The organism is Desulfitobacterium sp. LBE (assembly GCF_007830365.1).
GTDB classification, from domain to species: domain Bacteria; phylum Bacillota; class Desulfitobacteriia; order Desulfitobacteriales; family Desulfitobacteriaceae; genus Desulfitobacterium; species Desulfitobacterium hafniense.
Map to the genome: position 1 here is coordinate 1,082,704 of NZ_VLKD01000001.1, position 26,351 is coordinate 1,109,054.

The following is a 26,351-nucleotide window of genomic DNA, read 5'->3' on the forward strand; positions in this document are numbered from 1 at the left end:
TGTGGAGCAAAATGTCCTTTAATTCGTCTTAGTTAGCTGCCGGTTGGTTCTTAATCGCATTATCCATGATTTGGATACGCTCTGCTTCAGGGATCCCTTTTAAGATCTCATTGATTTTAGCAGTGAGTTCGCTGCCCTTTTTCACCCCTACGGCAATGGCCGTATCCTCAGGATCGGTTTGGAATCCATCAGTGAATTCAACCATTTTGAAATCGCTGTTGGCCGCTTGAGCGCTGACCCCTTCTGGGCGCTCGGAAACATAGCCGTCGATCATGCCTGACTGTACCGCTACCCGCATCGCCGGGAAGTTATCCATAGCGGTTTGTTTGGAAACTCCTGGGATTTGGTCAATAACACCATAGTGGAAGGTGTTTAACTGAGCCGTAATTTTAGCCCCATTAAAGTCTTTAAGAGAGGTGGCGTTTTCATATTTGCTGCCGCTCTTGACCACTATAACCAGATCGGACTGGTAATAAATATCGGAGAAATCAATGGTTTCTTTCCGTTCTGCAGTCGGGGACATACCGGCGATAATCGCGTCGATTTTTCCGGAAGTTAAAGCAGGAACAAGACCATCCCATTCGGTTTTAACAATGACCAGTTCTTTGCCTAATCCTGCGGCAATTTTCTTGGCAATCTCCACATCGTAGCCACCGGCATATTCAGCACCGCCATCAATTTTGACTCCACCGTTGGCATCATTCATTTGCGTCCAGTTAAAGGGTGCATAGCCTGCCTCTAAGCCGACTTTAAAAGTACCCCCTTCATTCCCTGCTGCCGGTGTTTGAGTATTTCCCTGGCTGCTTGAACCGCAGCCTGTGGCCAGCAGCATGACAGAAAGCAACCCTGCCATCACTATTGATAATTTTCTTTTCATTGGAACCTCTCCTTCTTCTCTTTACCTTTTTCATAATATTAAAAATTGTAAAAAATAAATGAGACCTGAGTTGGTACTCAGGCCGCAAAAGTCATATTGCTCCTAAACCCCTCTTTTCCCCCGCCGAGATAGCACAACTCAATAAACCGGGACGTCTATTGAGACAGTTCTGCAGTTGTTCACTGCAGACCCAGCCCATAATACCGAGCGTATTAAAAGCTTCGGCGATATTTCCTTCTCCTTGTTTTCCTCGCTGCTCATGCTCCAAAAAGGACTGTTAAATATCGCACCTCTACCTCACCTGAAAAGTGAGGTTCACTATGAATTTATCTTCAGTCTACAATAACATTAGACAGCTTGTCAACCCGAACCGGTTTTGTATTATGTACTCATCAACTATTTCTTTAGAGGAAATTTAATGAAATTGTAGAATCTAGTTTATACTAGAGAAAATCAAGCACTCTCTAAATTATATTAAGAATTGGAGGATCAACAATGAGCGAACAAAAAACATTAAAGCATCTTATGGATGCCTTTGCCGGTGAATCACAAGCTAATCGGAAGTACCTGGCTTATGCCAAAAAGGCCGAAAAAGAGGGTAAACTCAACGCCGCCAAACTCTTTCAGGCAGCTGCTGACGCTGAGACCCTGCATGCCCACAGAGAGTTGGAGCTCGCCGGTAAAGTAGGTTCCACCGTGGATAATCTGAAAGATGGCATCGCCGGTGAAACCTATGAGTTTGAAAGCATGTACCCTGATTTTATTAAAGTTGCCGAAGCAGAAGGCAATAAAGCTGCTGTAACCACCTTTACTTTTGCTATGAAAGCAGAAGAAGTCCATGCCAAGCTCTATAAAGAGGCTTTGGAGAATTTAGACTCAACGGAAGAGGTATTCTATTATCTCTGTCCCGTCTGCGGCAACATCGAAAAATACATCCCCGAAAAATGTTCCATCTGTAATGTTCCCGGGGATAAATTTATTAAATACTAAACCGAATCCGGCTTTACCGATAAGCACGGGCCGCCCGCCAGGGACTCGTGCTTTTTTTATTATCCATGACTTTTATGCCATGGTTTGTATCTGTCCTTCAAGGCTTGAAAAGTCTCGGTCACCCCGCCTATAATTAGATTATACTGAACAGGTGATCGCTTGAAGGAGTTGTGTTTCATTGACATCAAAAAAGACTTCGGCCATTTTCTTTGCCATCCTTGCCGCCTTGCTTTTCGGAATCAGTTCTCCTGTATCCAAACTCCTGCTGACGAAAATCTCCCCCACCATGATGGCTGCCCTTCTCTATCTGGGAGCGGGGCTGGGGATGTGTGTTGTTCGCTTATTGAACCATCGCCAAGGAACGGAGGTTAAGGAGGCCCGCATCACCCAGAAAGATTTTCCTTATGTCTTAGCCATGATCATCCTGGATATTGCCGCGCCCGTATTTTTAATGGTGGGCTTAACTTTGAGCTCAGCGGCTCATGCCTCTCTTTTAGGAAATTTCGAAATTGTGGCCACGTCCCTCATTGCCCTGCTTATTTTCCAGGAGTCCATCGGCAAACGCTTATGGGCCGCACTGGCTTTAATCACTTTGGCCAGCATTATCCTTTCTGTGGAGGATCTCAGCAGCTTTACTTTCTCCTTGGGCTCACTCTTCGTTTTGTTATCCTGCATATGCTGGGGTTTCGAAAACAATTGCACAAGAAAGCTCGCCATCAAAGACCCCATGGATATTGTCATTCTCAAGGGCTTCGGCTCGGGCTTGGGGGCATTATTCCTGGCACTGTTCCTTAAAGAGACCTTAAGCGGTATCGGGTATATCCTGGGGGCACTTATGCTGGGTTTTGTAGCCTATGGCTTAAGTATCTTCTTTTATGTGCGGGCCCAGCGGGAATTGGGTGCAGCAAGAACCAGCGCCTATTATGCCCTGGCTCCTTTCATCGGGGTGGGCTTATCTTTTGCGATTTTCAGGGAAATGCCCAATGCCTCTTTTCTCGTCGCCTTAGGCATTATGATCGCCGGAGCTTATTTGGCCTCCAGTGAGGATCATGCCCATCTCCACGAGCACCCCGCCATCACTCATGAGCATCGCCACTCCCATAAGGATCCTCATCACAGTCATTCCCACCCCAATTCCTTTGCCGGAGAGCACAGCCATGTCCACACTCATATGCCACTGGCTCATAGCCATCATCACACCCCGGATATACATCACGGGCACATCCATTGAGGCAAATAGTGTGCTATGGGCACATCGGCCGGAAGCAGCTCATAATTCAGCAATTGAGTCACACCGACCCATTCATATCGATCGTGGACCCGCAGCTGAATCTCCTCCTGACGGATCTTGACCTGATAGGCTAACAGACGAATTGAGCCCTGGGGATACTCATAAAGGCTTGAACTGATATACTCCTGAACTTCAGCCTCTATCCCAAACTCTTCCCCAAGCTCACGTTTTAAACAGGCTTCAGGGGTCTCCCCCGGTTCCACTTTGCCGCCAGGGAATTCCCAGCTTCCGGCATGCTTTTCACCGGGAGCTCTGCGGGCAATCAGGACGTTTTGACCTTTAATGATGATTGCAGCTGTGACATCTTTCATAGACTAACCTCGCGCAATGCCTTCGTTAACATTGGCAAAGCTATATGGAGTGCTTTGAGATTATTACTAAGCATCGTATGCTGCCAAGTACCTTGCGCAAATTTCTCTTGTGCTTTCTCAGTCCTGTTAATCATTGAAGCTATGGCTCGGAGTGCTTCTTCCATATCAGCTCTTGTGAAATCATCCATAAACTCAACCTCCAGAAAAGCCCCAACCCTTTGCATCAACTCAAAGGACTCTGGGGCTTCCTACGATCTTATGGCACTTACAGATAGGCTTTCAATTCCTGCAGATTATTTTCTTCAAAGCGCAAGAGCCGTTCCATAAGCTCGATGATATGGGGTTCAGCTCCCTGATAGCTTTTGATCTTCTTCACGGCATTGATTACGCCCATAGTGCTGCCGATAACCAGCATTTCAGCCATATGTGAGGGGCTTTTATCCGTTAGTGTCTCAAAGCTGATCATCAGGTAGGTACGTATTTTCTCCAAAGTGCCGATACCCTTTTCATCAAAGCCCTTCTCATTCAACATAGCTTCGGCAGCCTTATGGATTTCCTGATATTCCTTATATTGAGATTTCAGATGATTCTTAAACTTACCATCTTCCACAATTTCAATCAACTGATTAAGGGTTGCCACACCCATCTGGGAGTTCTGATAGACGAAATTTAACAGCTCGGCATTTCCATTCATGCAGGTCACACTCCTTTTCGCTAGTATAGCCGGAAAAGGAGTGAGTATGCGGAATTATGGCTTAAAACGAATCCAGAAAGTTTTTCTCATAGATTTTTTCTGCTTCTTCCGCTACTAATGGTTTGCTGAACAAATACCCTTGGATGCTGTTACAGCCGCTTAGCTTTAATTGTTCATACTGCCACTGCTCTTCAATCCCTTCGGCAGTGATCACCAGGTTAAGACTGTGGGCCAGGGAAATGATGCTCTCGATGACCTTGATATTGTCAGGGCTTAAAAACTTATCACAGAGAGACTTATCCAATTTCACTTTATCCACCGGTATATAGGTCAGGTAGTTAAGTGAGGAGAACCCTGTGCCAAAGTCGTCCAAGGCTATTTTTATGCCTAATTCCTTGATCTTTTCCAGCAGCTCCAGGGTAAGATGAGTTTCTTCCAGTAAAATACTCTCCGTAATTTCAATTTCTAAACACTGAGGATCCATCTCATACTCCGCCAAGGTATCCACGAGGAATTGCAAATAATCCCTGTCCCGGATCTGCTTGCTGGAAAAATTGATGGAAATAGACTTACGGGGATATCCTTTGTCCCGCCAGGCTGCTGCCTGACGAATGGCCTCTTTGGTCACAACTCTGCCAATTTGATAGATTAGATCCGATTCCTCGGCGATACGAATAAACACATCAGGAGAAATAGGGTGATGCTTCAGGCGCACCAAAGCCTCAAAGCTCTCTATTTCGCCTGTTTTTACGTTGACTTGGGGCTGATAAACCAGATAGAATCCGTCTTCCTGTACCGCTTTCCGAATAATTCCTTCCGTAACCGCCTTATTGCGGAGTTCCTGCTGCATCTCTTTATTGTAGAGAAGGTGATGGTTTTTGCCGCTGCGCTTGACTTGATATAAAGCCGTATCCGCATTCATAATCAACTGGTCGATATCTGTACTGTCCTCGGGATAACGGGTGATCCCCATGCTGAACTTAAGGGTAAACTCATTGCGTTCAATGGAAATGGGCTGGGAGAACATGATCCGAATCTGTTTGATGCATTCCTCTATATCACAGCTATCCCGATCCGTCATCAGGATAAGAAATTCATCGCCGCCGAACCGGGAGATGAACATATTGGGGCAGGCATGATCCAGCAGCTTTTGTGCCACTGCTTTCAAGACCTTATCTCCCCAAACATGGCCCAGGGTATCATTGATTTCCTTGAAATTATCAATATCCATCAAGAGAATGTATAAAGGCAGCCCTTTTTCAATCTCTTCCTGAAGTTTTTCCATAAAGGAGATGCGGTTAGGCAGATTGGTTAAATAATCATAATGAGCAAGGTGATCAATATACTCCTCTTGCAGCTTCTGGTCCGTCACATCCGTCATAATTCCGTAAAGAAAGATCTCTTCTTCGCTGCTTCCCCGGATGGCTTTCCCCTGTGCTTTGATCCACCGGGATGGCTTGGCACTGGACTTCACCGGAAACTCAACCTTGATCTCACTCTTTTCCCCGTTCAAATAAGCGGCAATTTCTTCATTAAGCAATTGGACAATCTTTTCATTAAGGTATTTGTCCATAAGCTGATCAACCGGCTCATGCCACGGGAATGGGCGGGAAAGCCAGTTTTCAAAGTTCCGGGAGAAATAGATGCTCCGATTGCTCAGATTAAGCTCCCAGACGACGCTATTGGTACTGTTAATAGCATGCTCATATTTTTGATTAAGAAGTTCAATTCTCCGGACGTTCTCTTCAATAAGCCGGTATTGATGGCGAAGTTCTTCTTCAGTAGCTGCCAATTCTTCATAAGTGGCTGAGAGTTCTTCATTGCTCTCCCTTAATTTCCGCTGCATGGTACGGTGTTTAAGACTATCCATCCCCATCAAGGTGCTGATGATTAACATAATAAACAAAGCTGCAAATACACCCAAAAGCAGCTTCATGTTCTGTTCAAAATAGCTGCTCTTTTTATTGAGCAAAAGGGCGTCATGAGGCAGCAGCCTTTCCGGAATACCAAAATGCTGGACCATTTGATAATCAAAGATCGTATAATAAGGGCTCTCGTTCATCATCGGCAGGTCCTGGACAGGAGTTCCCTGCAGCAACTGAAAAACCATTTCCCCGGCTCTCTTCCCGGTCTCCCGGTAGGATACCTGAACCCCTCCCAAAAACCCTTGACCCACCCCGCCGCTGGTCGCCCGATACACCGGAACCTGGGTATTGGCACTGATAAAGGCTGCCGCTTCATCAATGGAAAGATCAAGCCCTGCCTGGTCTTTATACATACTGCCTAAAAATAAGATGATGGTATCATCCTGGATCTCCTGCAGGATATCGGCCATTTCCTCAGTGGTATGTTCAGAAATACTGATATCTTCAAAACGCAGACTGGGATAAAACCCTACCGCTCCATAAAATTGATCCTTCTCTCCCCTGCCAGTGATGCTGCCTTCCACCAGGCCGACAACCCGCTTGACATTGGAATTGAATTTCAGAGCCAGCTCTATGTTCTCCTTAATGGGGACACTTTCCACAATACCGGTCATGTAAGGATTGCGGGCTGCCTCTTCCGCCCGGTTCACATCATTAATGCCTAAAAAAACAATAGGGAGCTCGTCAAAAAGCTCCTTCTGATAGGCCATAGCAAAATCAAGAGCTCGATCATCCCCTACAATGATAGCATCATAAGGTTGAAGGTTATCCAGTTTGTAGCGCAGAGCAGTAAAGAAATTATCGATATTTTCCTGAGTATCAAACCGTTTGGTATCCATGTATTCGATATCCAGCAGAATATTATGCGGATCCAAAGCCTGGTGAATCCCAGCGATTTGCTCCGGTACGGTTGCAAAGCTTTCCGAGTAGGAACTAATGAATAAGACCCGCTGGTTCGTTTGTGCTTGAATTAATAATGGCTTTTGCCCAATAAATAAAATTATCAAGGCAATCAGGATGATAAGGAGCTTTTTCATTAAGTTATGAGTGCTAATAATTCCCATCCGCATGCCTCCTCTTAGTTATTTATACACTATTTTCAGACTATACTCAATTAGCTTTTCGAACAAATTTAACAAAAAACCATAAAACAATCGTATCCTAGGCTATGGTATAATAAACAAGGGTGATAAAGATGCAAATATTAAAAAATGATTGGCATGAATTATTAAAGGATGAGTTTGAACAGGAATATTATCAACAACTGAGAAAGCATTTAATACAGGAATACCGGACACGAACCATCTATCCTGATATGTATGATATTTTTAACGCACTACATTTTACTTCTTATCAAGATGTCAAAGTGGTCATTCTTGGGCAAGACCCCTACCATGGCCCGAACCAAGCCCATGGCCTGAGCTTTTCTGTCAAACCCGGTGTACCTGCTCCACCTTCTTTACAGAATATCTTTAAGGAATTGCAGAGTGACCTGGGCTGCCGAATCCCCAACCATGGCTACCTCAAGAAATGGGCAGAGCAGGGTGTTTTGCTCCTGAACACCTCTCTGACGGTTCGCGCCGGTCAAGCCAACTCCCATGCTCAGATCGGCTGGCATCAATTTACAGATAAAGTGATCGCGGCCCTGAGTCAGCGCCAGGACCCTGTGGTGTTTATCCTTTGGGGGAAAAATGCCCAGGCTAAACAAAGTATCATCGGCTCTCAGCATTTCATCATAAAATCTGTACATCCCAGCCCACTTTCCGCCCATGCCGGATTTTTTGGCAGCAAGCCTTTCTCCAAAGCCAATAATTTTTTAGTGTCCCAGGGTAAAGAACCTATTAATTGGCAGATTGAAGATATCTGATCCGCTCCTGGGCTCGGCAAATGTTACATTAAATTAAAGCAGGCTGTAAGGACCTATGCCCTTACAGCCTGCCTGTATAATGTGCCTTCCCGAAATGACTAGCGGGCTTGATTGTAGCCAAAGCCGCCGCAGCCGCCCTGACCACGGCCAAGCATACCGCCATTGCCGGCTCCCATCATTCCCCGTCCCCGGCCATAGCCATCCCCATAGCAATAAGCCTGATTCTCTTCCATGGCTGTGATCATCTGATCGGCTTGCTGCTGCGTCAAATTCCCGGATTCAACTCTTTGCGCCAAAGCATCTTTTCTCATTTCCAGAAGCTCTTTTTGGAATTCATCCAGTTTTCCGGCCTCATTGGCCATGACGCCTAAGTTTTTGCCTGTTTCATATTGTTCAGTCAGGACACTTTCCACTGTTTTTCCAGTGATTCCGGCTAAAGCCTCCACAGGGTTGTTATAAGCAGAGGCAGCCAGGACCGTTGAGGAAGATGCCCCTACTCCGAGCACGATGGCTCCAATCAAGATTGCTTTTTTGAACTTTTTCATAGTCATACCTCCTGTTTTTTTAATACTGAACCTTTGCTTATAGAGTAATCAAAAAGTATGACAGAACTATGTCTTTTCCAAGTTAAAACCATTGTATTTTTGTCACACGAGTTTTTGCAATACTATGGTAAAATAGGCTAAAGAATACTAGGGAGAGAATGTTATGTTAACTCTATTGATTGCCGATGATAATAAACAAATTACATCGATCTTAGAAGAATATGCGAAAAAAGAAGGCTATCAGCCTCATATAGCCTGGGATGGCTGCGCAGCTCTGGAACTTTTTCAGCAGCTTCAACCCGATCTGGTCTTATTGGATGTAATGATGCCTAAAGTTGATGGTTTTGAAGTCTGCCGGGAAATTCGTAAAACTTCCAACGTCCCCATCATCATGATTACTGCTCGGGGGGAGGATTTTGAACGGATCATGGGGCTGGATATCGGGGCGGATGATTATATCGTCAAGCCCTTTTCCCCCGGCGAAGTGATGGCGAGAATCCGCGCCATTCTGCGCAGAATCAGTCAAAACGACGAGGAGAAAAAACAAATCCTGTCTTTTGCTAACCTGATGATCAATCTGGATGACTATCTTGTGACCATTGACCAATGCCCGGTCTCCTTAACCAAGAAAGAGATCGAAATCCTCTGGACTCTGGCAACGAATCACAACAAAGTGTTCTCCCGGGATAATCTGCTCAACAGCGTATGGGGCTATGATTACTTTGGCGATATCCGTACCGTGGATTCTCATATTAAACGTTTGCGTTCCAAACTGGATTCCTTCCCCCATGAACAATGGGAGATTAAGACCATTTGGGGTGTAGGCTATAAATTCGGGGAGAAAACCAATGAAGAATAAAATCGCCCTTAAACTCACCCTGTATTTTTCCCTGAGTCTGCTCTTGTTCTCCCTTATTATCGGCAGTGTGTTTATGACCCTGTTCAAGAATCAGACGGTTCAGCTGCACAAGGTTGACATGGAAAAACGGGCAACCTCTATTGCCAGAACACTCTCAACCTTAATCAGCAACTCCAGTGCCGCCGCTACCCAAGGCAACGAAGCCGGAGGAACGAACGGCATGAACAGCGCAAACCGTATGGGGGGCATGATGCACGGTATGGGTATGGGAGGCATGGGTGGAATGGGCGGCATGATGTACGGCATGGGCGGATACAGCTCTTACCTCCAATTCCTTGACGAAATCGCTATGGCCGATGTCTGGCTCGTGGATGAAACCCTCCAGCTGATGACCATTGGCCATATGACTAACCGCCAGATCAACTATGCCGATTTACCGGCGGACGCCGACCAGGTCGTCAAAGAAGTGTTTCAGGGCAACACCACCTTCAGCGAAGGCTTCAGTTCCCTTCTCAATACCCCGACCTTGACTGTGGGAGCCCCCATCAAAGCCGGGGAAAAAGTGGTCGGTGCCTTGCTTCTCCATTCCCCTATCCAGGGAACCAAGGAAGCGCTGCAGCAGGGGGCAGGGATTCTGGCCATGAGTATCACCGTCGCTCTCCTCTTATCCCTTCTCCTTTCCATTGTCCTGGCATATACTTTTACCAAACCTTTGAACCGCATGAAAAACTCCACCCTGCAACTGGCTAAGGGAGATTACCTGGCCAAGACCGGGGTTCAGCAAGAAGATGAAATCGGAGAACTGGCTTCTGCCATCGATATTCTCAGGGAGCGCCTGGAGTCAGCCAGTCATGAAAGTGACCGTTTGGAACAGCAGCGCCGCGATTTCATCGCCAATATCTCCCACGAGCTCCGGACCCCTGTAACCGTCATTCGGGGTTCTTTGGAAGCCCTCTGTGACGAAGTCATCAGCGAGCCGGATCAGATCAAGGCCTATCATCAGCAGATGCTCAAGGAAAGCATCTTTTTGCAGCACTTGGTCAACGATCTTATGGATTTAACCCGTTTGCAAAATCCCGATTTTAAGATAGAAATGGAAAACATCAGCCTTGGGGATTTGCTCAGGGATGTCCTCCGCAGTGCTCAGAATATCGCCCGCGGCAAAGGGATCCTGTTAAAAACAGACATCGAGCCGGAAGCTCCTCTCTGTTCTATCCAGGGCGATTATGTGCGCCTCCGGCAAATGTTCCTGATTATCCTGGATAACGCCATCAAGTTCTCTCCACCTGAAGAGGAGGTATGGATCACTTTTGCCAATAATACGGTAACCATCCGGGACAAAGGACCCGGTATCCCTCCCGAGAATTTACCCCATATCTTTGACCGTTTTTATAAATCCTCAGCTGTGGAAAACAAAACGGGAACCGGCCTGGGATTGGCTATTGCCAAACAAATCGCCCACAGGCACAGGATTCAGATCACTGTAGACAGCCAACCCGGTCAAGGAACTCAATTCAGTTTTCACTTTTAGATACCTTTGGGTCTTGACTATGCTTTTAGAGCTGAACCCATACTTTTAAGTCTTGAAATATTACTTTTAAATCTTGAACTATATATTTTTGGAAAGGATGATCACGTGCAGTATCTTTTGTTGTTCCTGGAGGGAGTCATTACCTTTATCTCTCCTTGCCTGCTTCCCATGTTGCCCATTTACATTTCCTATTTTGCCGGACAGGGGGCCGATGATAAAAAAATAAGAACCCTGACCAATGCTCTTGGCTTTGTCCTCGGATTCACTCTGGTTTTTGTTGCTTTGGGAGCTTTTGCCGGTACTGTGGGCAGTTTTTTGCGCGACTACAATCAAGTGATAAATCTTGTTACAGGGCTTATCGTGGTGTTATTTGGCCTGAATTTTATGGGAGTGATCCGCATTCCCATCCTCAATATCAACCGGCAAGTCAATATGAAGGTAGTAAATTTAGGCTTTTTCTCCTCTTTGCTGTTCGGCATCATTTTCTCCATTGGCTGGACTCCCTGTGTGGGAGCATTTTTAGGCTCCGCCTTAATGCTCGCTGCCAGCGAAGGGGAAAGCCTCAAGGGGATACTCATGCTGCTGTGTTTTTCCTTAGGATTGGGAATTCCTTTCGTGGCCAGCGCTCTGCTCATTGAACGCCTGAAATCAACCTTAGACTTCATTAAGAGGAACTACCGAATTATTAATCTTATCTCAGGAGGACTTTTAGTCCTGGTGGGAGTATTAATGGCTACAGGGATGATGGGGTATTTCTTAACCCTGCTCACCTTTTAAAAATTAAACAAAAGATAACTATCAAACTAATCCTGGGAGGGTAATTATGAATAGTAAAACCAAATTAATTGTGGGCATCATTGCCTTTGTCCTGTTCCTGGGGATCGCCTATACGGCCTACTCCTCTTTGTCTGAAAACTATGGTCCCACTCAGGAGCCGGTGGCTCAGGGCCAGGATAAGCCGGATGCCCAGTCCGGAAATCCTGCTGCACAGGAAGAAAAGAAAACAGAAGCACCCAATTTCACTGTCTATGGGACCGACGGTACCGAACATAGATTATCCGACTTTCGCGGGAAGCCTGTGGTCTTGAATTTCTGGGCCTCCTGGTGCCCTCCCTGCCGTGAGGAAATGCCCCATTTTAACGAAGTTTATGCCCAATATAAGGATGATGTAGCCTTTCTAATGGTGGATCTGGTAGACGGCCAGCGGGAAACCGAAGAATCCGGCCAAGCCTTTGTGGATAAAGAGGGGTATGATTTCCCTATTTATCTGGATAAAAACCATCAAGCCGCCTCTGTCTATGGGGTTTCCACCATTCCCACCACCCTGTTCATCGATGGGGAAGGATATATTGTAACCGGGTACCGGGGACCCTTGAAGAAGAGTACCTTGGAAACCATACTGAAAGATATGCTCAAACAATAGACTCTTCAGGGCGCACCCCTGTGAGATATGAATAAAGGAGCTGCAACAACTGCTGTCGCGGCTCCTTTTGCATGCATATGGCGATATTGATAACAACTCAACGATTCATTAACCCAGGGAATAATCCGCGAGCTTTGTATAGATTCTTTTGAACTGAACTTGCTCACTTTTAAAGAGGTGAATCCTTTCTACATGAGTTGGAGTGAACTCAAAACCTCCGACCTTTGCCTGGATTTCCTCAAAACCGCCTGCAAACACAATATCCTGTCCCAGAGTAATATGTGGACTAAAGGGCCTTCTTTCGGGAGGAAAGCCCAGAGGGGTCAGAACCTGATCCACTTTTTTATGGAGGGATCTCAAATCCTGCATATCACCGGCTAAGCCCAGCCATAACACCCGGCAGGATTCTTTGCCGCCGAATACTCCCAGACCCTTCAACTCTAAATTAAAGGGGGGTTCCTTGCGGCATAAGCTCTGCAGGGATTCATCTATCTGAGCTTTTTGAGCAAAAGAGATTTGAGCCAAAAACTTTAAGGTAAGATGAAAATTATCCCGCCCCTTCCATCGCCCTTTTGAGGCATAACCTTTCAAGTTCTGCTGCAATTCATGGATTTCATCTTTCACTACCTCGGTAAAGTCAATTCCCAGAAAGGCTCTGATGTTTTGATCCACCATATCTTACCCCCCCCGGCTCTCTTCACTTCAGATTACTGACTGTCTTTGACGCCGGCACAAGGAATCTCGGACTTCATGAAGGCGTACCAAGCCAGTATGGAAATCCCTGAACCCACGGCAATCAGTGCTCCCAGGCCCGCTACGATATTTCCCCAGGAGATGGAGGCGATAGCCATACCCAAACTGCCGAATAAAGTAAAGGACATATTGAGAATAGAGGACATGGAGCCAGCATCCCCTTTTTGCTGTTCCATGAGAATATTTGTGCTGAAAGGACGCATGACGGTTCCTGCCAGGGACATCAAAACAATTCCCATTAAAAAGATATAGGGAGACAATTGCCCCAGGGTCATAATCAGAATTCCACTTAAGGCAGACACACCAAAGCAGAGAACGGCTAACCTCTTCTTATTAAAATTAAGAAAGAAACGAATATAGATGGCCGGCCCTAAAATGGAGATAAAGGCATTGGCTGCAAAAAAATAACTGTACATTTGCTCGCTGAGACCGAAGTAATCGATATAAACATAGGAGGACACAGCGATATAGCCCATAAAGTGGATAGAGCCTAAAGCGAAAATAAGGGTGGGGATGATAAAGCTTTTATTGCCGGCCACCACCGCTAAACGGCTCCAGGAGCCGATCAGGCTGCCCCGGTAGCGCTCCTCTTCCCTTAATGTTTCCTGATAGAGGATCGTCAATACTAAATTGATGACACTAATGAAAGCCAATAGCCAGAAGGACCCCCGCCAGTCGGTAAAATACAAAATCCAGGCGCCGACTATAGGGGCAAGCATAGGCGCCAGTCCTGAAATCGCTTGGGTCACGGCCAGAATGGTTTCTCTGCTTTTCCCTGTAAAGCAATCTTTGATGATCGCCATGGAGGCGGAGGTAATCCCTCCTGAACCAATTCCCTGACAAGCCCGGGAAATAATCAAGAGGGTGATGTTAGTGGATAGGGCACAGGCAATGCTGCTGACAATATAAATAGCGCTCCCCACCATGATGATCGGCTTCCGGCCGTATCGATCGCTTAACGGTCCCCAGACGAGGATGGCTATGGCATAAAATAGGAAAAACAGGCTTAGGGTTAAATTGGTGATGGCGGCACTGCTGCCGAAATACTCATTCATCTTCGGCAAGGCCGGCAGATAGAGGTCCATAGATAAAGGGATAAACATGTTCATCAATACGATAAAGGCAATAAGGCCCTTCCGGCCCAGATTTTTCTGTCCCATTTTGTCTTGGCGGCTTTCTGTAACTCCTTGCATAGCGTTCCTCTTTCTCCTCTGCATCTTGTTTTAAAAATCAATCTCTTCTATTGTATAATTTTTTACTGTAAATTTCTATGTCGAAAAGAAGGAGAAACCGCCTTGACCCTTGCCTGATCGTTTTAAAAATCAAACCCAGTGTTGGATGTACCGAAAGCCTTAATTTCCGCATCTACTTCCACTTCGATTTCAGCATCTCTAAAATGCTTGCGCCATTCAGGAGCAATGGTCTCCCATTCTTTGAGATGATATCGATGCAGGTGTTCGTTAAATCCGAAAATATCAGCATCATATTCTCTCGCCTTAGCGACAGTTTTCCAGACCACATCCATAATCTTTTCTTCAATAGCCTTTTCCAAAAGCGGCCGATCCTCCTCATTCAGCATGGGGACGCTTGCCTCATGCACCACACCATCGGTTTTAATATGTATAGAGAATTTAGGTTTCCCTTCCACCAGCTCTGAGGAGATCCGCCCCTTGGCATTGGTCATATAATAACTGAAGAGAACGTCTCCTACTGTCACCGCCAGAGGGATTTCCAGATTTCTCGGATTTCCCACGCTGAGAACATACCCTAAAGTTTCTTCGCTTCCCAGCCATCCAACCAGCTCCGAGTCACGAATCACTCCAAATCCCTGAATCTCTACAGCATGTTCCTCTGTCTCTTCTCCCTCCTGTTTGGAGTAAATCTTGATGTGGGGTAATACTGTATCCCGGTCCTTGCGGATAAGCTGCTTACTGAAATCCAAAGAAGTCACTTTAAAGGCAGCTCCGCTTTCTTCCATGGTTTTATCAGCAATCTTGCGCACCTCTTTTGATAAAGTTGAACTCAACTCCGGTCGTGTCTGCAATACTTTATATGCCTCCCCTTCGCAAACAAACATATTAACACTAATACGAGAGAAGGGCAATCGCAGATTGGCACTCATGATATTGGCGAGTTCTTCCCGAGCCACTTTTTCCCCGATAATAATCGCCACATTATGCTCAACAAAATCAGAAGCCGGCAAACGCTTTACCAGGTTATTAAAGGCCTCTTGGATCGTCATTCCTGTGCCCTTAAGCAGGAGCTCTTGCGCACTTGAATCTCCTTCTCCCCCACTACCCTGGGATACCCGCAAATCCATGATACGGGTAGAAATCTGCCACAGATCCTTGCCATCGACGGTAACTCTATCCCAGGCAACAAGAGTTGATACAGCTAAGTCCTCAACTTCCTTGCTGTCCCAGCATCCGCTCATTAGGAGGGCGCTTACGAAAAGACTAATAAATAGTAAACCATGAACCTTTTTCTTCACCGGATTTCTCTTCCTTTCTTAAGGAGTACAGCCGCCGCCAATAAAAGGCCAGGTATTACCAGTTCGAAAACATAGGCAAAAGGCGGCCAATAGTTGCTTAAAAATAAATTTAAGTCCATCGTATTGTTCAGAATAAAATTAGAAGTTGCGACGAGAACTAATCCAAAAGGAATAACAATCCGCCGATGGGATTTCCAGCCAAAGACTTCAGCGGCCGTGACACACCCTAAATAATAGATTAGGGTAAACTTCACGACAACCGCGGAAATCCAAAGGAAGACGATTATAGTCTCAATGCGCAGAAAAGTGCTCCCCACCTCGATAAAACGGACTAACAGCCAAAAAGGCAAATCGTAGCCTGCAGCTAATTCCGGGCCTAAAATAAGCAATGTCAAAAGTATGTTCCCAGTAAAAAAGATAGCGGCAACTATGATCGTCCAGAAGCCTTTACGAAAAACCTCTTTGTGCTTATTGATATGCGGAAATAAAAAAGCCATAATAATGCATTCACCAAACCATGAACCCGGAACTACGGATGCCTTGATGATGGGGTACAGACCCCCTTCGAACAGAGGCAGTAATTCTTTTAGTCGCATATCTTGAAAAGCGAAGAATGCAATACTGAGAAAACTAATCACAAATAGTGGCAGCACAAATTGAGCAGAGCGGGCGATCACTTCAATCCCTAGTAAAACACCGTAACTGCTAACCAAGACAAAACAAAGATTAAGAAACCATGGGGGGGTATCTCCCAAAAGAAAAATATATATAACCTCCGCGAACTGCTGTACAATCAGAAAGCTGAAAACAAAGAAAAAGATGATATAACCTATTCCAATCACTTTCCCCATATACTTTCCCGCAATAGCTCTGCTGTATTGGATCAAATTCTTTTCGGGAAAACGCCGGTTAAGTTTTATCGTCAGCCATAGAGTGATAAACCCAAATCCCGACGCCAGGGCAGGTACCATCCAGGCAGACTGACCGGCAGTCTTGGCTGTAATACTGGGTACAGTAAGAACCGCCGTTGCCATAATCGTTAAAAACAAAAGCGTCGCAAATTGTAAAGCGGATATGCGTACTCTATCGATGCGAGTCCCCTCCCTCTTGATCCGGCTTATGAGGCCCCTGATTCCGGGCCTGGCGTTCCGTACCTTTGTTCACCATCCTGGGACGGGTGATCATAGCCCACCAGGGTACGCGAACGATGGTATCTTTCAGTTCTTTGGAGCTAAGCGGAGCAAGCGGGCTAAGATAAGGTACACCAAAGGATCTCAAACTACTGAGATTGAAGAGAATGAGCATAAGACCGAACATAATTCCCACGATTCCTAAAATAGCTGAACATATTAAAAGGGAAAAGCGCAAAATGCGAATAGAGGTCCCTGCCGGATAATTTGGAATCGTGAAGGAAGAAATGGCCGTCAAAGCCACTACAATCACGGATAGCGGGGACACAAAACCGGCATTTACCGCAGCTTGACCGATGACTAACCCCCCTACGGTGCTGATCGCCTGGCCTATGGTTTTGGGAAGACGAACCCCCGCTTCCCGAAGCAATTCAAAGGTTATTTCCATAACGAGAATCTCCAGGAAGATGGGGAAGGGCAATTCCTGGCGGGCGCCTGCCACAGTGGCGAGAAGAGGCTGTGGAATCAGCTCTTGATGAAAGGAAAAGACTGCCACCGTTAAAGCCGGGAGCATCAGAGAGAAATTAAGGCCGATAAAACGCAGAGTCCGCACAAAAGTAGAAAACTCAGCTGTAATATAATAATCCTCAGAAGCTTGAAGCAGTGTCGTAAAAGTACAGGGTGCCACGAGGCTCATGGGACAATTGTCCACCATAATAGCAACTCTTCCTTCCAGCAAACAGGCCGCAACCCGGTCAGGGCGTTCAGTGGTCAGGATCAAGGGAAAGATTGATAAGGGTTCATCTTGAATCATTTCCTCTATATAACCACTGGACAGAACTCCATCCATCTTAATACGTTGAAGGCGGGTTTTTACTTCTTTAACCACTTTATCGTTGGCAATTCCTTGAATATAACACACAGCAATCTGGGTGCGGGTTAAATCACCTACTTCGAGGGTCTCCGTTTTTAAACGGCTGGTACGTATGCGGCGGCGCAGCAGCATAATATTGGTGGATAGCCCCTCCACAAAGCCGTCTTTGGATCCCCGGACCACCGGCTCTGAATCAGGTTCAGCTATAGCTCTTGACTCTCCTCCGGGAGCAGCCATCAGCAAGGCCGTGGAAGCTCCGTCGATCAGTAAAGCCACTTTAGAGTCCAATATCCCTTTAGTCAATTCACCTATGTCCCGGGCTGTTTCCACACTTGCTGCCGTGCTTAAGCGATTCTGGACATAGTGAAGGACCTGGTTATCCACTGACTGACCATCATCAGCTATCTCAGGGGCCTCATACATCATAGGTTCCAGCATATATTCGGAGATTTTTTTAGCATCGGTAATTTCCTTGAGGTAAATCAGTGTGGCATTGATGGGTTCATCGGCATTAATCTTGAATTCCCGGAAGGTGATATCAGCACACCGATCAAAGATCTCTTTCAAGCTTTGCAGATTTTCCTGAAGAGAATTGTCCAAAGGCTTAGGTTGAATTTCCCATTGCCGTTCATCTTCGTTGTTATTTCCTTCCATCCCTGAAGTGAGGATTTTTTGAACCCATTCTTTAAACATACACTTCCCTAACCTTCTCGCTATTCAATGATAACTATTATTGAGTTAGTATGCCAAATAAAGGGAACCTCCATGCTCAAACACAAAAAGGAGCTCTGAACATCAGTCCAAAGATCCTCCTCTTCAACGACTCCAGCTCTTTTGATAAGAGCAAAGGGCTAAAACTCTTTTCTATTATAGATGCCAATGGAGATTTTTATAGAAAGCAGGAGTATACCCGCCACAATCAGAGGTGATAGATATCCTAAAGGCCTTAGGATTTGAGCACTGGGAGATTCAATCCCCAGCTGGGGAAGCATCATAACAATCATCGTAGGGACAAAGAACACCAGCAGCATAATAAATCTGGCCTTTTCCACACCAAATCTAAAGAGTATCGGCAGGATAAGGGTGAGAAAAAACAGACCAATCCCACCGACTGCCAGAGTCATAATGAGCAGTTCCCTGATTGCCATCTCACCTGTAAAAAGGATAATGATCCCACCAAGAATTACAACGATAGCAACTCCCAAAAGCTCAGCGATGATCGCAAATAAATATTTGCTTAGTACGATGGTCTTTCTTGGGATGGGCATGGATAAAGCATATTTATCCCATTTGCTTTTTTCATCATAAGCCATGGTCGTGACAGGCAGCATGACGCATAAAAGCACGATTATGGCTGCCAGCATGCTTAGGTTTTTAAATACGGCCGAATAGACGGCATAGAATACAAACAATGCCAAAAGTATTTTGCCTTGCTGCCTTAAGGCAAAGATATCCTTTATAATCAATCCTTTCATTTCCCTACCCCCCTGCTATAAAACAGCATAATATCCTCGATCCCTGCTGAATCGATCAGGAACTTGCCTTTGAGCTTTTTTCTTTTGACCAGGGCTTCAACGCCGAACTGATTTTTTCGATAGCCGATGATCAACCCTTTATCTATTTGATCCAGTTCCGTATGGCTGCACTTGAGAATCCCATAATCCTCAAGGAGCTGATCCTTGGCCTCGCTGAATAATATTTTCCCTTTATGAATAAACGTAATATAGTCGGCAATTTTCTCCAGATCACTGATGATATGAGAGGAGATCAAGATAGAATGTTCTTCGTCCTGAATAAATTCCAGAAAAATATCCAGAATCTCTTCCCGCACCATGGGATCCAAACCACTGGTGGGTTCATCAAGAATCAAGAATTTAGGGCGATGAGACAAAGCCACGGCGATGGACAGCTTCATTTTCATACCCCTGGAATAGTCTTTGACCTTTTTCTGGAGCGGCAGACTAAATCTCCGCAGATAACCGTCAAAGAGCTTCTGCTCCCAGTTCCTATAGATATTGCCCATTACCAGGGATATATCCGCAGCATTCATATTATCCGGAAAGTTGCTCTCATCAAACACAACTCCTATGTCTTCCTTGATCTCCTTCTCATGGTTCAAATTATTCTTGCCTAAAATCTTCACCTCTCCTCCATCACGCCGGATTAAGTTGAGCAGCAGCTTGATGGTTGTGCTTTTTCCCGCTCCGTTCTCCCCGACTAAACCCATAATACAGCCCTTGGGTAAGGAAAAGCTGACATTCTTCAATTCAAACTCCTGATATCTTTTCGATAGATTCTTTGTTTCGAGGACATTTTCCATTTATTCCTCCCCTTCCTTATAAAGCATGGCCGTGATCTCCATAAGCTCTTCCAGTGATATATCTGAGAGTTTAGCCGTCTCAATAGCTTTTTGCAGGTATTCTTCCACCTTCCGCAAATGCTCTTCTCGTATAAACTCTGTATTTTGCGCAGCGACAAAGCTTCCCTTCCCCATGATGGACTGGATAAACCCATCCCGTTCCAAATCCTCATAAGCTCTTTTCGTCGTAATCACACTAATACGCAGTTCTTTAGCTAAAAGACGCATAGAGGGCAGGGCCTCCCCAGGCTTAAGCTCTCCTGTGATAATCAGATTTTTGATTTGAGACGTGATTTGCTCATATATAGGCTTCCCACTGGAGTTGCTGATGATAATATCCAACGGATCACCTCCCTGTTATCTAAGTTCATAGTGTATATATTCATTATATACACTATGAACGTTTAGTCAATCTTTTTTTATATATAACGAAAGCCCCTCAAGATATCAAACATATCCTGAGGGGCTTCGTTATAATAGATAACCGAATTCACTTGGGCAGCCGAATTCTCGTCCTGACTAATCCGGCGAACTCGCCGTCTACTGTATAGCTGCTATAGGTAATAATCATTCCCACAGCAGTTTTCGTAAATTCTTTCATCGCTCCGGCTTTAAACTGAGCGAGGAATTCACTAATCTTCTCTCTGTTCTCGGACCGATGACAATCCACCACTTCCAGGCCAATAACCGGCTTATTATAGAACTCTTCTTCGAAATGGTTGGCCCAGATCACTTTAAAGTCTGCATCGGTAACCAACAGGCCTGCGGAGCTTTCATGGAAAGCCTGCTCTAAATTCATCCTCATCCTCCTCTTCATGGACTTTGTCTCTTTAATCCTCTCTGCTCATCATTTCTTTGCTCTTTTCTGCTTATACCCGAATTTCCAAATTTCGAAATTTACTTTATATTTATTCTCTCTGGGTCAGCTTATTTCCTTTTAATCTTTTCTTTTTGTGTCAGAATTCTTATCCACCCTCTGCCGCTGCCTTTTTCAGGATAGGGCCGCCAGTTGGGCGGACAGCGCCATAAATTGCCAAAAGAGAGTGATTTACCCGAAGGTAGATTCACTCTCTTTAAAGCAGTCTTTCTATGCACTATTTAAAAACTTCAGTTAGGGATTACCAGCTTTTGCCCTTCAAAAATCAGGTTGGGGCTCTTTAATCTTTCTTGATTGGCTTCATAGATTTTGGTATAGAGGGAACTGTCACCGTAGATTTGTTTAGCTATGCTCCCTAAAGTATCCCCTGCTTTTACTGTATAGACTTGCTTTACGTTCTCCGCAGGCAATGGTGCAAGCAGTCCTTCAGCCGGAAGAGTCAGGACCATTCCTGCATCCAGCCGGTTGCCATTCTTCTTAAAAGCTGCCAAATTGGCTTGGTAGATGCCGGCATGCTGTTCATAGCTTCCATAGTGATTAAGAGCGATCGTCGCTAATGTATCGCCCGGCTGCACTGTATAATCCGTAGGTGCGGATGCCGCTGCAACGGACTCCTCAGAAGAATTGGCTGCCGGTGGAACAGGTTCCGGGCCGGGTTCCGGAGCAGGTTCTTGAATAACTTCCTCAACGCCTACCTCAACGTTCTCCAGCGCAGACAAAGAGGCCTCCATAAATTCAAAGTAGTCGAAAGAGTTCTCCGTGCTTAATTCCGGAATTTGGATATCAAGAGGTTGATTGATATTGGAATTCTCTGCCTTATAGTTAATGATAAAATTCAGGATGCCGCTGACTTCTGTTGATTCCTCATCTTCACTGGGAATATTCAACAAGCCTGCCATTTGGGCCAAATCAATCTGCAGATCAAAGCTTCCTTCAGTCTGGGTAATGTAACCATCGGAAATGGTGTAGATCAATTGAATACCGCTCTCTCCGACCAGAGTTACATCCTGCAGGGAGTCTAAGATCGCATTGAACTGGCTTAAAGCCTCTGCAGAGCTTTCCGAGTCGCCAAACATCTCTTCAGCATCCAGGGCACCTTCGAAAGAGGAGGCCCCGCCGCTCAGATCGAGAACAGCTTGGAAATAATCATTCAAAAAGCCTTGGGCTTCTTTATCTTGGGCAAAATTATTGACAGTGTAGCTTAACAAAGCTTTAAATGCTTTGTCATCAAGGTGAATGGCGTATTTCTGGATGGAAGGATCCTGAACGGGCACACTGACGACCTCCAGGCCAGGGTTAAAACGGTCAGCATAACTTATCAAAAAGTCCGTCCACTTGGTTTGAAAGTTCACACTGAAGTCCATCAGCTTGGTCATATCCATCGGAGCTAATTCTGAGCTGCTCGTATTGGCAAGGTCCATAACCATATACTCTTTGCTCATGTACTCAGGCGGCAAGGATGCTTTAGCCATGAGGGGCATTTGAATGATCTCCAAAAACTTAGGCTGATCTCCTGTGAGATCCATGTCGATCCAGAGGGGCATCTTCATCTCCAGTCCCGGCATACTGAAATTCATATCTGCCTGGGATTGAACCATGGTTTGCTTTTCATTGGTTTTGGTCTTAAGATTAAGTTCAATCTTTGTGTCATTGAGCATCGCCGCCACTTGATCGACTTGCTCCTGAATCATGGGGTCCAGTCCTGTACCCTTGAGTTCCATAGACAGTGTCATATGCTGTTGTATGGAATTGACCTTTTGCATCTTCATTGAGGCATCGAAGATGGCTTTTTGGTTTGCTGTACATCCTGTTAAGACAAGGATTGCTATCAATAGGATAGCTATAGCAAAGCGTTTCTTGTTAATTTTCATTAATTCCTCCCCTTTCCAAAAAAGTAATTTCACTATAAGTTATATAATTCTACTTCCCCTTTTATTTCTCCTCCCCAAAAAACAACGAATATTAATGAACTTAGATTAATTTAACGTTGAGGAAGGGGAATACGGATTGGCTCTTCCAGGATAAGCAGCGGGGATGATACTCTTTGCAAGATGATCCGGCCGGACTCGGGATAGTCTACAGTTATGTGCGTTTCCATCCAGGAATTTTGGGATGAAGAAGTGCCCATGTTTTTCAGGCTATAGGTGTTCCCTTGCTCATCCTGATAATCGAAAGCGAAGGCACCGAAGGCTTCCTCTCCCATGACTTTGGTGGCAAACACCAGGTTAGCTTTTTCTTCTCCTTTGATCACTTCTTTAAGCTCCATGCCCTCAATCGCCGGGGTGATGGTTTTCTTCTCCAGGTCCACCGTAATAAATTCCTCTTCTTTATCCAGCAAACGCAGGCCCCGAATCCAAAGCTCCTGTTCCTTGGGCTTGTCAAAATAATCCGATTCGATAAAAACCGTCATGCCGCTGTAATCTTCTTTATATATGGCACTGATCCCCTGACTGCCTCTCAGTACGCTTTCCCCTTCTTCTGCTACAGTCAAATCCAAACCTTTGACCCAGGATGTATTCTCATCAGCAAAGGCAAAGGACACTTCCGTTCCTGTCGGGTACACCCTCATCTCTTCCAGAGTGATGCTCTGACCACGGATGCTGAGCTGCTCATGAAATTCCGATACGATGGGCTCAGCAAATTCATTAAATTTGACTTCAAAGGTAAAACTCCCTATTTCTTGCATCTGGTGTTCATAAGCATCCTCGGCAAATTCCCCTACAGGAGCTTCGCTCTTTTCACGGGGGAGGTTTTCCAACTCCAAAAGCACATCAAAAGAGATCTGTTCAGGCAGCTCACCTTCAGAAAAGTGATAGCGCTGCATGATAAAGCCATGATTTTCTTCCCTTCCCTCTGGAGACAAACTGGAGGTGGTATAGGCAAAACCTTCAAGTTTCTCTCCTGTTCTGCCCTCCCTCATCTCCTTAAGATAGATATGGGCCCACTCATCAGCCGCCAGCTCAAAATCATCGGGAAGCTGAAAAAAGAGCACCAAATTCTTGGCATCGGCCAGCACATAAGGCAGGCCTAATCCCTTATCCCCATCCCAGGCGGTCAGATCAACCTCCTGAATATATTCATTTTCTATCGCTCTACTCAGGCTCTTATCAAACTGGATATACTCAATCAGTTGGCCGATCACAGGAAGCCTAGAGAGTGTCTGGGCAAAAGCCCCATTGGTGTTGACCAAAAAGACGAACACCAGTGCCGCGGCAACGGTCGAGAGGGAACTGTAAATTGCTCTCTTTCTTCTCTTTTTCCTCTTATTCAGCCCGATTCTGTTCTCCAGCCGCTCTTCTACAAAGTCCAAGCCCTCAGGTTCAGCATGAGCTTCTGCCAGCAAAGCCTCCCAGCCTTGCCCACCATTAAGGCTGTTCTTTGACATATCTTGATTATCCTCTGTCATACTGCTCTCCCCCCTCCTGATCGCTCAGTTCCACTCTTAGGAGTCTTAGGGCCTTTCGTGTACGGGTGGCTACCGTCCCCTCCGGAATTCCCAAAAGTGCAGCCGTATCGGCAATGGTATAGCCACCGAAGTAACGCAGCACGATGACCTTTCTGAGGTCTTCAGACAGTCCTTGTATAGCCATCTTGAGCGATAATGTGCCTTCTGGAAAAGATTGCCCTTGCTCCGGCAGAGCTTCCATGATCACTTCCCGCTTTCCCATTCTCAACAGCCGATAGCATTCATTGATGAGAATTCGGGTCAGCCATGTCTTGAAAAAAACGGGTTCCCGCAACTCTTTTCTATGAACATAGCCTAAATAGACAGCTTCATCCACTGCCTCCAAGGCCTTGTCTGCATCGCCGAGATAGCCGAAAGCAAGGCGATACATTGTGCTTTTATACTCTGTGACCAAAGCCACATAGGTCTTTTTATCGACTCCCTTGGTGCCAAATATCCCCATGTCCGCCCCCCTTCCTATCTATTAGAGAAACTCACCCGGGTTTTTCATTGCCATGATCATTAAAATTTTTCATAAAGAAAACCCGGCTTCGCCGATCTTTAAGCCTATACTCACAAAAGAGGCGAAGTCGCTGGTTGCCCTTATGCTTAGAAAGTATATAGCGCAAGCTTATACTTTCTGACAGTGTAAAGAAAACAGAACCCTTAAAAAGAGTTCTGCTTTACCTGAGAATTTCCCTGTTGTTAAACACTAGTTGTCTAGGCCTTGACGGATTTATTGGCAGTAAAGACTACACTTAAAACTAAGGTGAGTACAGCGGGGATCAGCCACCCCAAACCTAAATGATAGAAAGGCAGCAGATTCAGTCCATCCCGGATAAAGGCGAGATTAATCCCCAGGGATGCTCCCAAATCATAGAGAGTATCAAGGATGACGAAGAGTACAATAATGCCCGTTGTCCATATATAAACTGCCCGCTTGCCTTTAAAGAAGTTATGAAGAAGAGCAAGCATAATCAGCACGATAATGATCGGATAGACGAACTCCAACAGCGGTACGGATATCTTCAGAATATTAGCTAAGCCCATATTCGCCAAAATAAAGCTGACCAAAGTGGTAATGATTGCTACGGTATTATAGCTCACCCGGTTATGGGTTAAACGGCTGAAATATTCTCCGCAGCTGGCCACCAATCCAATCGCCGTAGTGAGACAGGCCAGAGCCATCACGACACCAATAACCGTCCGGCCCAGGACCCCTAACAAGGATTCACTGACAAAGATCAGCATCTGCCCATGATTGGTACCGGTAAATAAGGTTCCCGTCGTAGCTCCGATATAGGCTAAGCCAATGTAGATAAAGCCCAGGCCCGCTGCCGCAATCATCCCTGCTATGATAGTGATTCCGGCGATTTGATTGTTATCGGTAACCCCTTTATCTTTGATCCCTTTAACAATGATCATACCAAAAATCACCGAGGCGATAGCATCCATGGTATTGTAACCTTCTAAAAACCCTTGGGAAAAGGGATTGGTATAGCTGCTTTGAGCCATCGTTCCTAAAGGATGGGTGACTCCGACATAAATGATCAGGGTTAAAAAAATCAGCATAAAGGGAGTAAGTATTTTACCCACACTATCAAGAATTTTCGCCGGCCTTAGGACAAAAAATAAGACAATGATAAAAAAGACAACCGATGTCAGCAATAAAGCCAGCTGAGGATGGATGGACTGGGTCACAGGAGCAATCGCTACTTCATAAGTTGTGGCGGCGGTCCTGGGAATAGCCAGAAGGGGGCCGATACAGAGAACAGAAATCGTCGTGATCATTTTACTGAAGGCAGGGTGAACCCGATTAGCGAGCAATTCCAAATCCCCGCCGGCTTTCGCCACGGCAGTTACTCCTAAAAAAGGTAAGCCAACTCCTGTAGCAATAAAACCCAATAAAGCCCAGGAAAGCTGATCTCCACTTTGCAAACCAAGCATAGGCGGAAAAATTAGGTTGCCTGCCCCAAAAAACATAGCTAAGAGTGCGAATCCTGTAATTAAAATGTCCTTGCTGGAAAGCTTCATTATTTCGCTCCTTATTGTAGTATTGGTTGGAATTCTAATATTTATATTATTTTCAAAAACTATTATAGAATAGCA

Annotated in this window: 26 protein-coding genes and 1 riboswitch; of the genes, 7 read left to right on the forward strand and 19 right to left on the reverse strand. The window is 45.5% G+C overall.

Annotated elements, in window-relative coordinates; translation table 11 throughout:
- Positions 1-28 precede the first annotated feature (28 nt).
- Entirely contained in the window at positions 29-877 is an 849-nt protein-coding gene (locus tag DESLBE_RS05315; RefSeq protein ID WP_018307211.1) for a transporter substrate-binding domain-containing protein, read from the reverse strand.
- A gap of 121 nt (positions 878-998) precedes the next feature.
- Positions 999-1,180, reverse strand: a riboswitch (Lysine riboswitch).
- A 192-nt stretch (positions 1,181-1,372) separates the two neighbouring features.
- Between DESLBE_RS05315 and DESLBE_RS05320 the strand changes: the two genes are divergently transcribed.
- On the forward strand, positions 1,373-1,867 hold the full coding sequence (locus DESLBE_RS05320; RefSeq protein WP_005814501.1) for a ferritin family protein: 495 nt from the start codon (positions 1,373-1,375) through the stop codon (positions 1,865-1,867).
- A gap of 178 nt (positions 1,868-2,045) precedes the next feature.
- On the forward strand, positions 2,046-3,098 hold the full coding sequence (locus tag DESLBE_RS05325) for a DMT family transporter (RefSeq protein ID WP_144675504.1): 1,053 nt from the start codon (positions 2,046-2,048) through the stop codon (positions 3,096-3,098).
- Here DESLBE_RS05325 and mutT read toward each other — a convergent pair.
- The 4 genes from mutT to DESLBE_RS05345 form a co-directional block, all read right to left on the reverse strand.
- Positions 3,080-3,469 carry an 8-oxo-dGTP diphosphatase MutT gene (gene mutT, locus DESLBE_RS05330; RefSeq protein WP_144675506.1) on the reverse strand — a complete coding sequence of 130 codons (390 nt, stop codon included), beginning with the start codon at positions 3,467-3,469 and terminating at the stop codon, positions 3,080-3,082. The two genes, DESLBE_RS05325 and mutT, sit on opposite strands and share 19 nt — an antisense overlap.
- Entirely contained in the window at positions 3,466-3,657 is a 192-nt protein-coding gene (locus DESLBE_RS05335; protein WP_144675508.1) for a hypothetical protein, read from the reverse strand. The genes mutT and DESLBE_RS05335 overlap by 4 nt, the downstream gene beginning before the upstream one ends.
- Before the next feature lie 77 nt (positions 3,658-3,734).
- The gene (locus DESLBE_RS05340) at positions 3,735-4,163 is read right to left on the reverse strand and encodes a hypothetical protein (RefSeq protein WP_144675510.1); all 429 of its coding nucleotides are present in this window, start codon (positions 4,161-4,163) and stop codon (positions 3,735-3,737) included.
- Positions 4,164-4,224: 61 nt separating this feature from the next.
- Positions 4,225-7,158, reverse strand: a complete 2,934-nt coding sequence (locus tag DESLBE_RS05345; protein WP_144675512.1) for an ABC transporter substrate binding protein — start codon at positions 7,156-7,158, stop codon at positions 4,225-4,227.
- Positions 7,159-7,283: 125 nt separating this feature from the next.
- Here DESLBE_RS05345 and DESLBE_RS05350 point away from each other — a divergent pair, with 125 nt between their 5' ends.
- The gene (locus DESLBE_RS05350) at positions 7,284-7,955 is read left to right on the forward strand and encodes a uracil-DNA glycosylase (protein WP_144675514.1); all 672 of its coding nucleotides are present in this window, start codon (positions 7,284-7,286) and stop codon (positions 7,953-7,955) included.
- 98 nt (positions 7,956-8,053) lie between these two features.
- Here DESLBE_RS05350 and DESLBE_RS05355 read toward each other — a convergent pair whose 3' ends face one another.
- Positions 8,054-8,506 (reverse strand): DUF2680 domain-containing protein, encoded by a 453-nt coding sequence (locus DESLBE_RS05355; RefSeq protein ID WP_144675516.1) that lies wholly within the window; start codon positions 8,504-8,506, stop codon positions 8,054-8,056.
- Between the two features lie 157 nt (positions 8,507-8,663).
- On the opposite strand from DESLBE_RS05355, the gene DESLBE_RS05360 reads away from it, so the two are divergent.
- The 4 genes from DESLBE_RS05360 (at position 8,664) to DESLBE_RS05375 (ending at position 12,313) form a co-directional block, all read left to right on the forward strand.
- Positions 8,664-9,359: a response regulator transcription factor gene (locus DESLBE_RS05360; RefSeq protein WP_018213074.1), complete on the forward strand. Its 696-nt coding sequence runs from the start codon at positions 8,664-8,666 to the stop codon at positions 9,357-9,359.
- Positions 9,349-10,890, forward strand: a complete 1,542-nt coding sequence (locus DESLBE_RS05365; RefSeq protein WP_144675518.1) for a HAMP domain-containing sensor histidine kinase — start codon at positions 9,349-9,351, stop codon at positions 10,888-10,890. Before DESLBE_RS05360 ends, DESLBE_RS05365 begins: the two co-directional genes overlap by 11 nt.
- Before the next feature lie 105 nt (positions 10,891-10,995).
- Complete coding sequence (locus tag DESLBE_RS05370) at positions 10,996-11,667, forward strand: cytochrome c biogenesis protein CcdA (protein WP_144675520.1); 672 nt, start codon at positions 10,996-10,998, stop codon at positions 11,665-11,667.
- A gap of 46 nt (positions 11,668-11,713) precedes the next feature.
- Positions 11,714-12,313, forward strand: coding sequence for a TlpA disulfide reductase family protein (locus DESLBE_RS05375; RefSeq protein WP_144675522.1), 600 nt, complete (start codon positions 11,714-11,716; stop codon positions 12,311-12,313).
- A gap of 108 nt (positions 12,314-12,421) precedes the next feature.
- On the opposite strand, the gene thpR is transcribed toward DESLBE_RS05375, so the two are convergent.
- The 13 genes from thpR to brnQ form a co-directional block, all read right to left on the reverse strand.
- A complete protein-coding gene (thpR, locus tag DESLBE_RS05380; RefSeq protein WP_144675524.1) occupies positions 12,422-12,988 on the reverse strand; it encodes an RNA 2',3'-cyclic phosphodiesterase in 567 nt (188 codons plus the stop codon).
- A 32-nt stretch (positions 12,989-13,020) separates the two neighbouring features.
- The gene (locus DESLBE_RS05385) at positions 13,021-14,259 is read right to left on the reverse strand and encodes a multidrug effflux MFS transporter (protein ID WP_144675526.1); all 1,239 of its coding nucleotides are present in this window, start codon (positions 14,257-14,259) and stop codon (positions 13,021-13,023) included.
- Positions 14,260-14,381: 122 nt separating this feature from the next.
- Positions 14,382-15,557: a Ger(x)C family spore germination protein gene (locus tag DESLBE_RS05390; RefSeq protein ID WP_144675528.1), complete on the reverse strand. Its 1,176-nt coding sequence runs from the start codon at positions 15,555-15,557 to the stop codon at positions 14,382-14,384.
- The gene (locus DESLBE_RS05395) at positions 15,554-16,690 is read right to left on the reverse strand and encodes an endospore germination permease (RefSeq protein WP_144675530.1); all 1,137 of its coding nucleotides are present in this window, start codon (positions 16,688-16,690) and stop codon (positions 15,554-15,556) included. Before DESLBE_RS05395 ends, DESLBE_RS05390 begins: the two co-directional genes overlap by 4 nt.
- Positions 16,641-18,254 carry a spore germination protein gene (locus tag DESLBE_RS05400; RefSeq protein WP_144675532.1) on the reverse strand — a complete coding sequence of 538 codons (1,614 nt, stop codon included), beginning with the start codon at positions 18,252-18,254 and terminating at the stop codon, positions 16,641-16,643. The genes DESLBE_RS05395 and DESLBE_RS05400 overlap by 50 nt, the downstream gene beginning before the upstream one ends.
- 158 nt (positions 18,255-18,412) lie before the next feature.
- Positions 18,413-19,036 carry an ABC-2 transporter permease gene (locus tag DESLBE_RS05405; RefSeq protein WP_144675534.1) on the reverse strand — a complete coding sequence of 208 codons (624 nt, stop codon included), beginning with the start codon at positions 19,034-19,036 and terminating at the stop codon, positions 18,413-18,415.
- On the reverse strand, positions 19,033-19,881 hold the full coding sequence (locus DESLBE_RS05410) for an ABC transporter ATP-binding protein (RefSeq protein WP_144675536.1): 849 nt from the start codon (positions 19,879-19,881) through the stop codon (positions 19,033-19,035). The genes DESLBE_RS05405 and DESLBE_RS05410 overlap by 4 nt, the downstream gene beginning before the upstream one ends.
- On the reverse strand, positions 19,882-20,262 hold the full coding sequence (locus DESLBE_RS05415; RefSeq protein WP_005814465.1) for a GntR family transcriptional regulator: 381 nt from the start codon (positions 20,260-20,262) through the stop codon (positions 19,882-19,884).
- Between the two features lie 148 nt (positions 20,263-20,410).
- Positions 20,411-20,719, reverse strand: coding sequence for a hypothetical protein (locus DESLBE_RS05420; RefSeq protein ID WP_015943956.1), 309 nt, complete (start codon positions 20,717-20,719; stop codon positions 20,411-20,413).
- 308 nt (positions 20,720-21,027) lie between these two features.
- On the reverse strand, positions 21,028-22,668 hold the full coding sequence (locus tag DESLBE_RS05425; RefSeq protein ID WP_015943955.1) for a LysM peptidoglycan-binding domain-containing protein: 1,641 nt from the start codon (positions 22,666-22,668) through the stop codon (positions 21,028-21,030).
- A 110-nt stretch (positions 22,669-22,778) separates the two neighbouring features.
- The gene (locus DESLBE_RS05430) at positions 22,779-24,203 is read right to left on the reverse strand and encodes a DUF4179 domain-containing protein (protein ID WP_144675538.1); all 1,425 of its coding nucleotides are present in this window, start codon (positions 24,201-24,203) and stop codon (positions 22,779-22,781) included.
- Positions 24,190-24,705 carry a sigma-70 family RNA polymerase sigma factor gene (locus DESLBE_RS05435; RefSeq protein ID WP_005814454.1) on the reverse strand — a complete coding sequence of 172 codons (516 nt, stop codon included), beginning with the start codon at positions 24,703-24,705 and terminating at the stop codon, positions 24,190-24,192. The genes DESLBE_RS05430 and DESLBE_RS05435 overlap by 14 nt, the downstream gene beginning before the upstream one ends.
- Before the next feature lie 257 nt (positions 24,706-24,962).
- Positions 24,963-26,276, reverse strand: a complete 1,314-nt coding sequence (gene brnQ, locus DESLBE_RS05440; protein WP_144675540.1) for a branched-chain amino acid transport system II carrier protein — start codon at positions 26,274-26,276, stop codon at positions 24,963-24,965.
- Positions 26,277-26,351 lie beyond the last annotated feature (75 nt).

What these genes read in the sequence shown, in the direction of transcription:
- DESLBE_RS05315 (WP_018307211.1), bottom strand. Translation starts at nt 877, where the DNA reads ATGAAAAGAAAATTATCAATAGTGATGGCAGGGTTGCTTTCTGTCATG.
- DESLBE_RS05320 (WP_005814501.1), top strand. Translation starts at nt 1,373, where the DNA reads ATGAGCGAACAAAAAACATTAAAGCATCTTATGGATGCCTTTGCCGGT.
- mutT (WP_144675506.1), bottom strand. Translation starts at nt 3,469, where the DNA reads ATGAAAGATGTCACAGCTGCAATCATCATTAAAGGTCAAAACGTCCTG.
- DESLBE_RS05335 (WP_144675508.1), bottom strand. Translation starts at nt 3,657, where the DNA reads ATGGATGATTTCACAAGAGCTGATATGGAAGAAGCACTCCGAGCCATA.
- DESLBE_RS05340 (WP_144675510.1), bottom strand. Translation starts at nt 4,163, where the DNA reads ATGAATGGAAATGCCGAGCTGTTAAATTTCGTCTATCAGAACTCCCAG.
- DESLBE_RS05345 (WP_144675512.1), bottom strand. Translation starts at nt 7,158, where the DNA reads ATGCGGATGGGAATTATTAGCACTCATAACTTAATGAAAAAGCTCCTT.
- DESLBE_RS05350 (WP_144675514.1), top strand. Translation starts at nt 7,284, where the DNA reads ATGCAAATATTAAAAAATGATTGGCATGAATTATTAAAGGATGAGTTT.
- DESLBE_RS05355 (WP_144675516.1), bottom strand. Translation starts at nt 8,506, where the DNA reads ATGACTATGAAAAAGTTCAAAAAAGCAATCTTGATTGGAGCCATCGTG.
- DESLBE_RS05360 (WP_018213074.1), top strand. Translation starts at nt 8,664, where the DNA reads ATGTTAACTCTATTGATTGCCGATGATAATAAACAAATTACATCGATC.
- DESLBE_RS05365 (WP_144675518.1), top strand. Translation starts at nt 9,349, where the DNA reads ATGAAGAATAAAATCGCCCTTAAACTCACCCTGTATTTTTCCCTGAGT.
- DESLBE_RS05375 (WP_144675522.1), top strand. Translation starts at nt 11,714, where the DNA reads ATGAATAGTAAAACCAAATTAATTGTGGGCATCATTGCCTTTGTCCTG.
- thpR (WP_144675524.1), bottom strand. Translation starts at nt 12,988, where the DNA reads ATGGTGGATCAAAACATCAGAGCCTTTCTGGGAATTGACTTTACCGAG.
- DESLBE_RS05385 (WP_144675526.1), bottom strand. Translation starts at nt 14,259, where the DNA reads ATGCAAGGAGTTACAGAAAGCCGCCAAGACAAAATGGGACAGAAAAAT.
- DESLBE_RS05400 (WP_144675532.1), bottom strand. Translation starts at nt 18,254, where the DNA reads ATGTTTAAAGAATGGGTTCAAAAAATCCTCACTTCAGGGATGGAAGGA.
- DESLBE_RS05405 (WP_144675534.1), bottom strand. Translation starts at nt 19,036, where the DNA reads ATGAAAGGATTGATTATAAAGGATATCTTTGCCTTAAGGCAGCAAGGC.
- DESLBE_RS05410 (WP_144675536.1), bottom strand. Translation starts at nt 19,881, where the DNA reads ATGGAAAATGTCCTCGAAACAAAGAATCTATCGAAAAGATATCAGGAG.
- DESLBE_RS05420 (WP_015943956.1), bottom strand. Translation starts at nt 20,719, where the DNA reads ATGAATTTAGAGCAGGCTTTCCATGAAAGCTCCGCAGGCCTGTTGGTT.
- DESLBE_RS05425 (WP_015943955.1), bottom strand. Translation starts at nt 22,668, where the DNA reads ATGAAAATTAACAAGAAACGCTTTGCTATAGCTATCCTATTGATAGCA.
- DESLBE_RS05430 (WP_144675538.1), bottom strand. Translation starts at nt 24,203, where the DNA reads ATGACAGAGGATAATCAAGATATGTCAAAGAACAGCCTTAATGGTGGG.
- DESLBE_RS05435 (WP_005814454.1), bottom strand. Translation starts at nt 24,705, where the DNA reads ATGGGGATATTTGGCACCAAGGGAGTCGATAAAAAGACCTATGTGGCT.
- brnQ (WP_144675540.1), bottom strand. Translation starts at nt 26,276, where the DNA reads ATGAAGCTTTCCAGCAAGGACATTTTAATTACAGGATTCGCACTCTTA.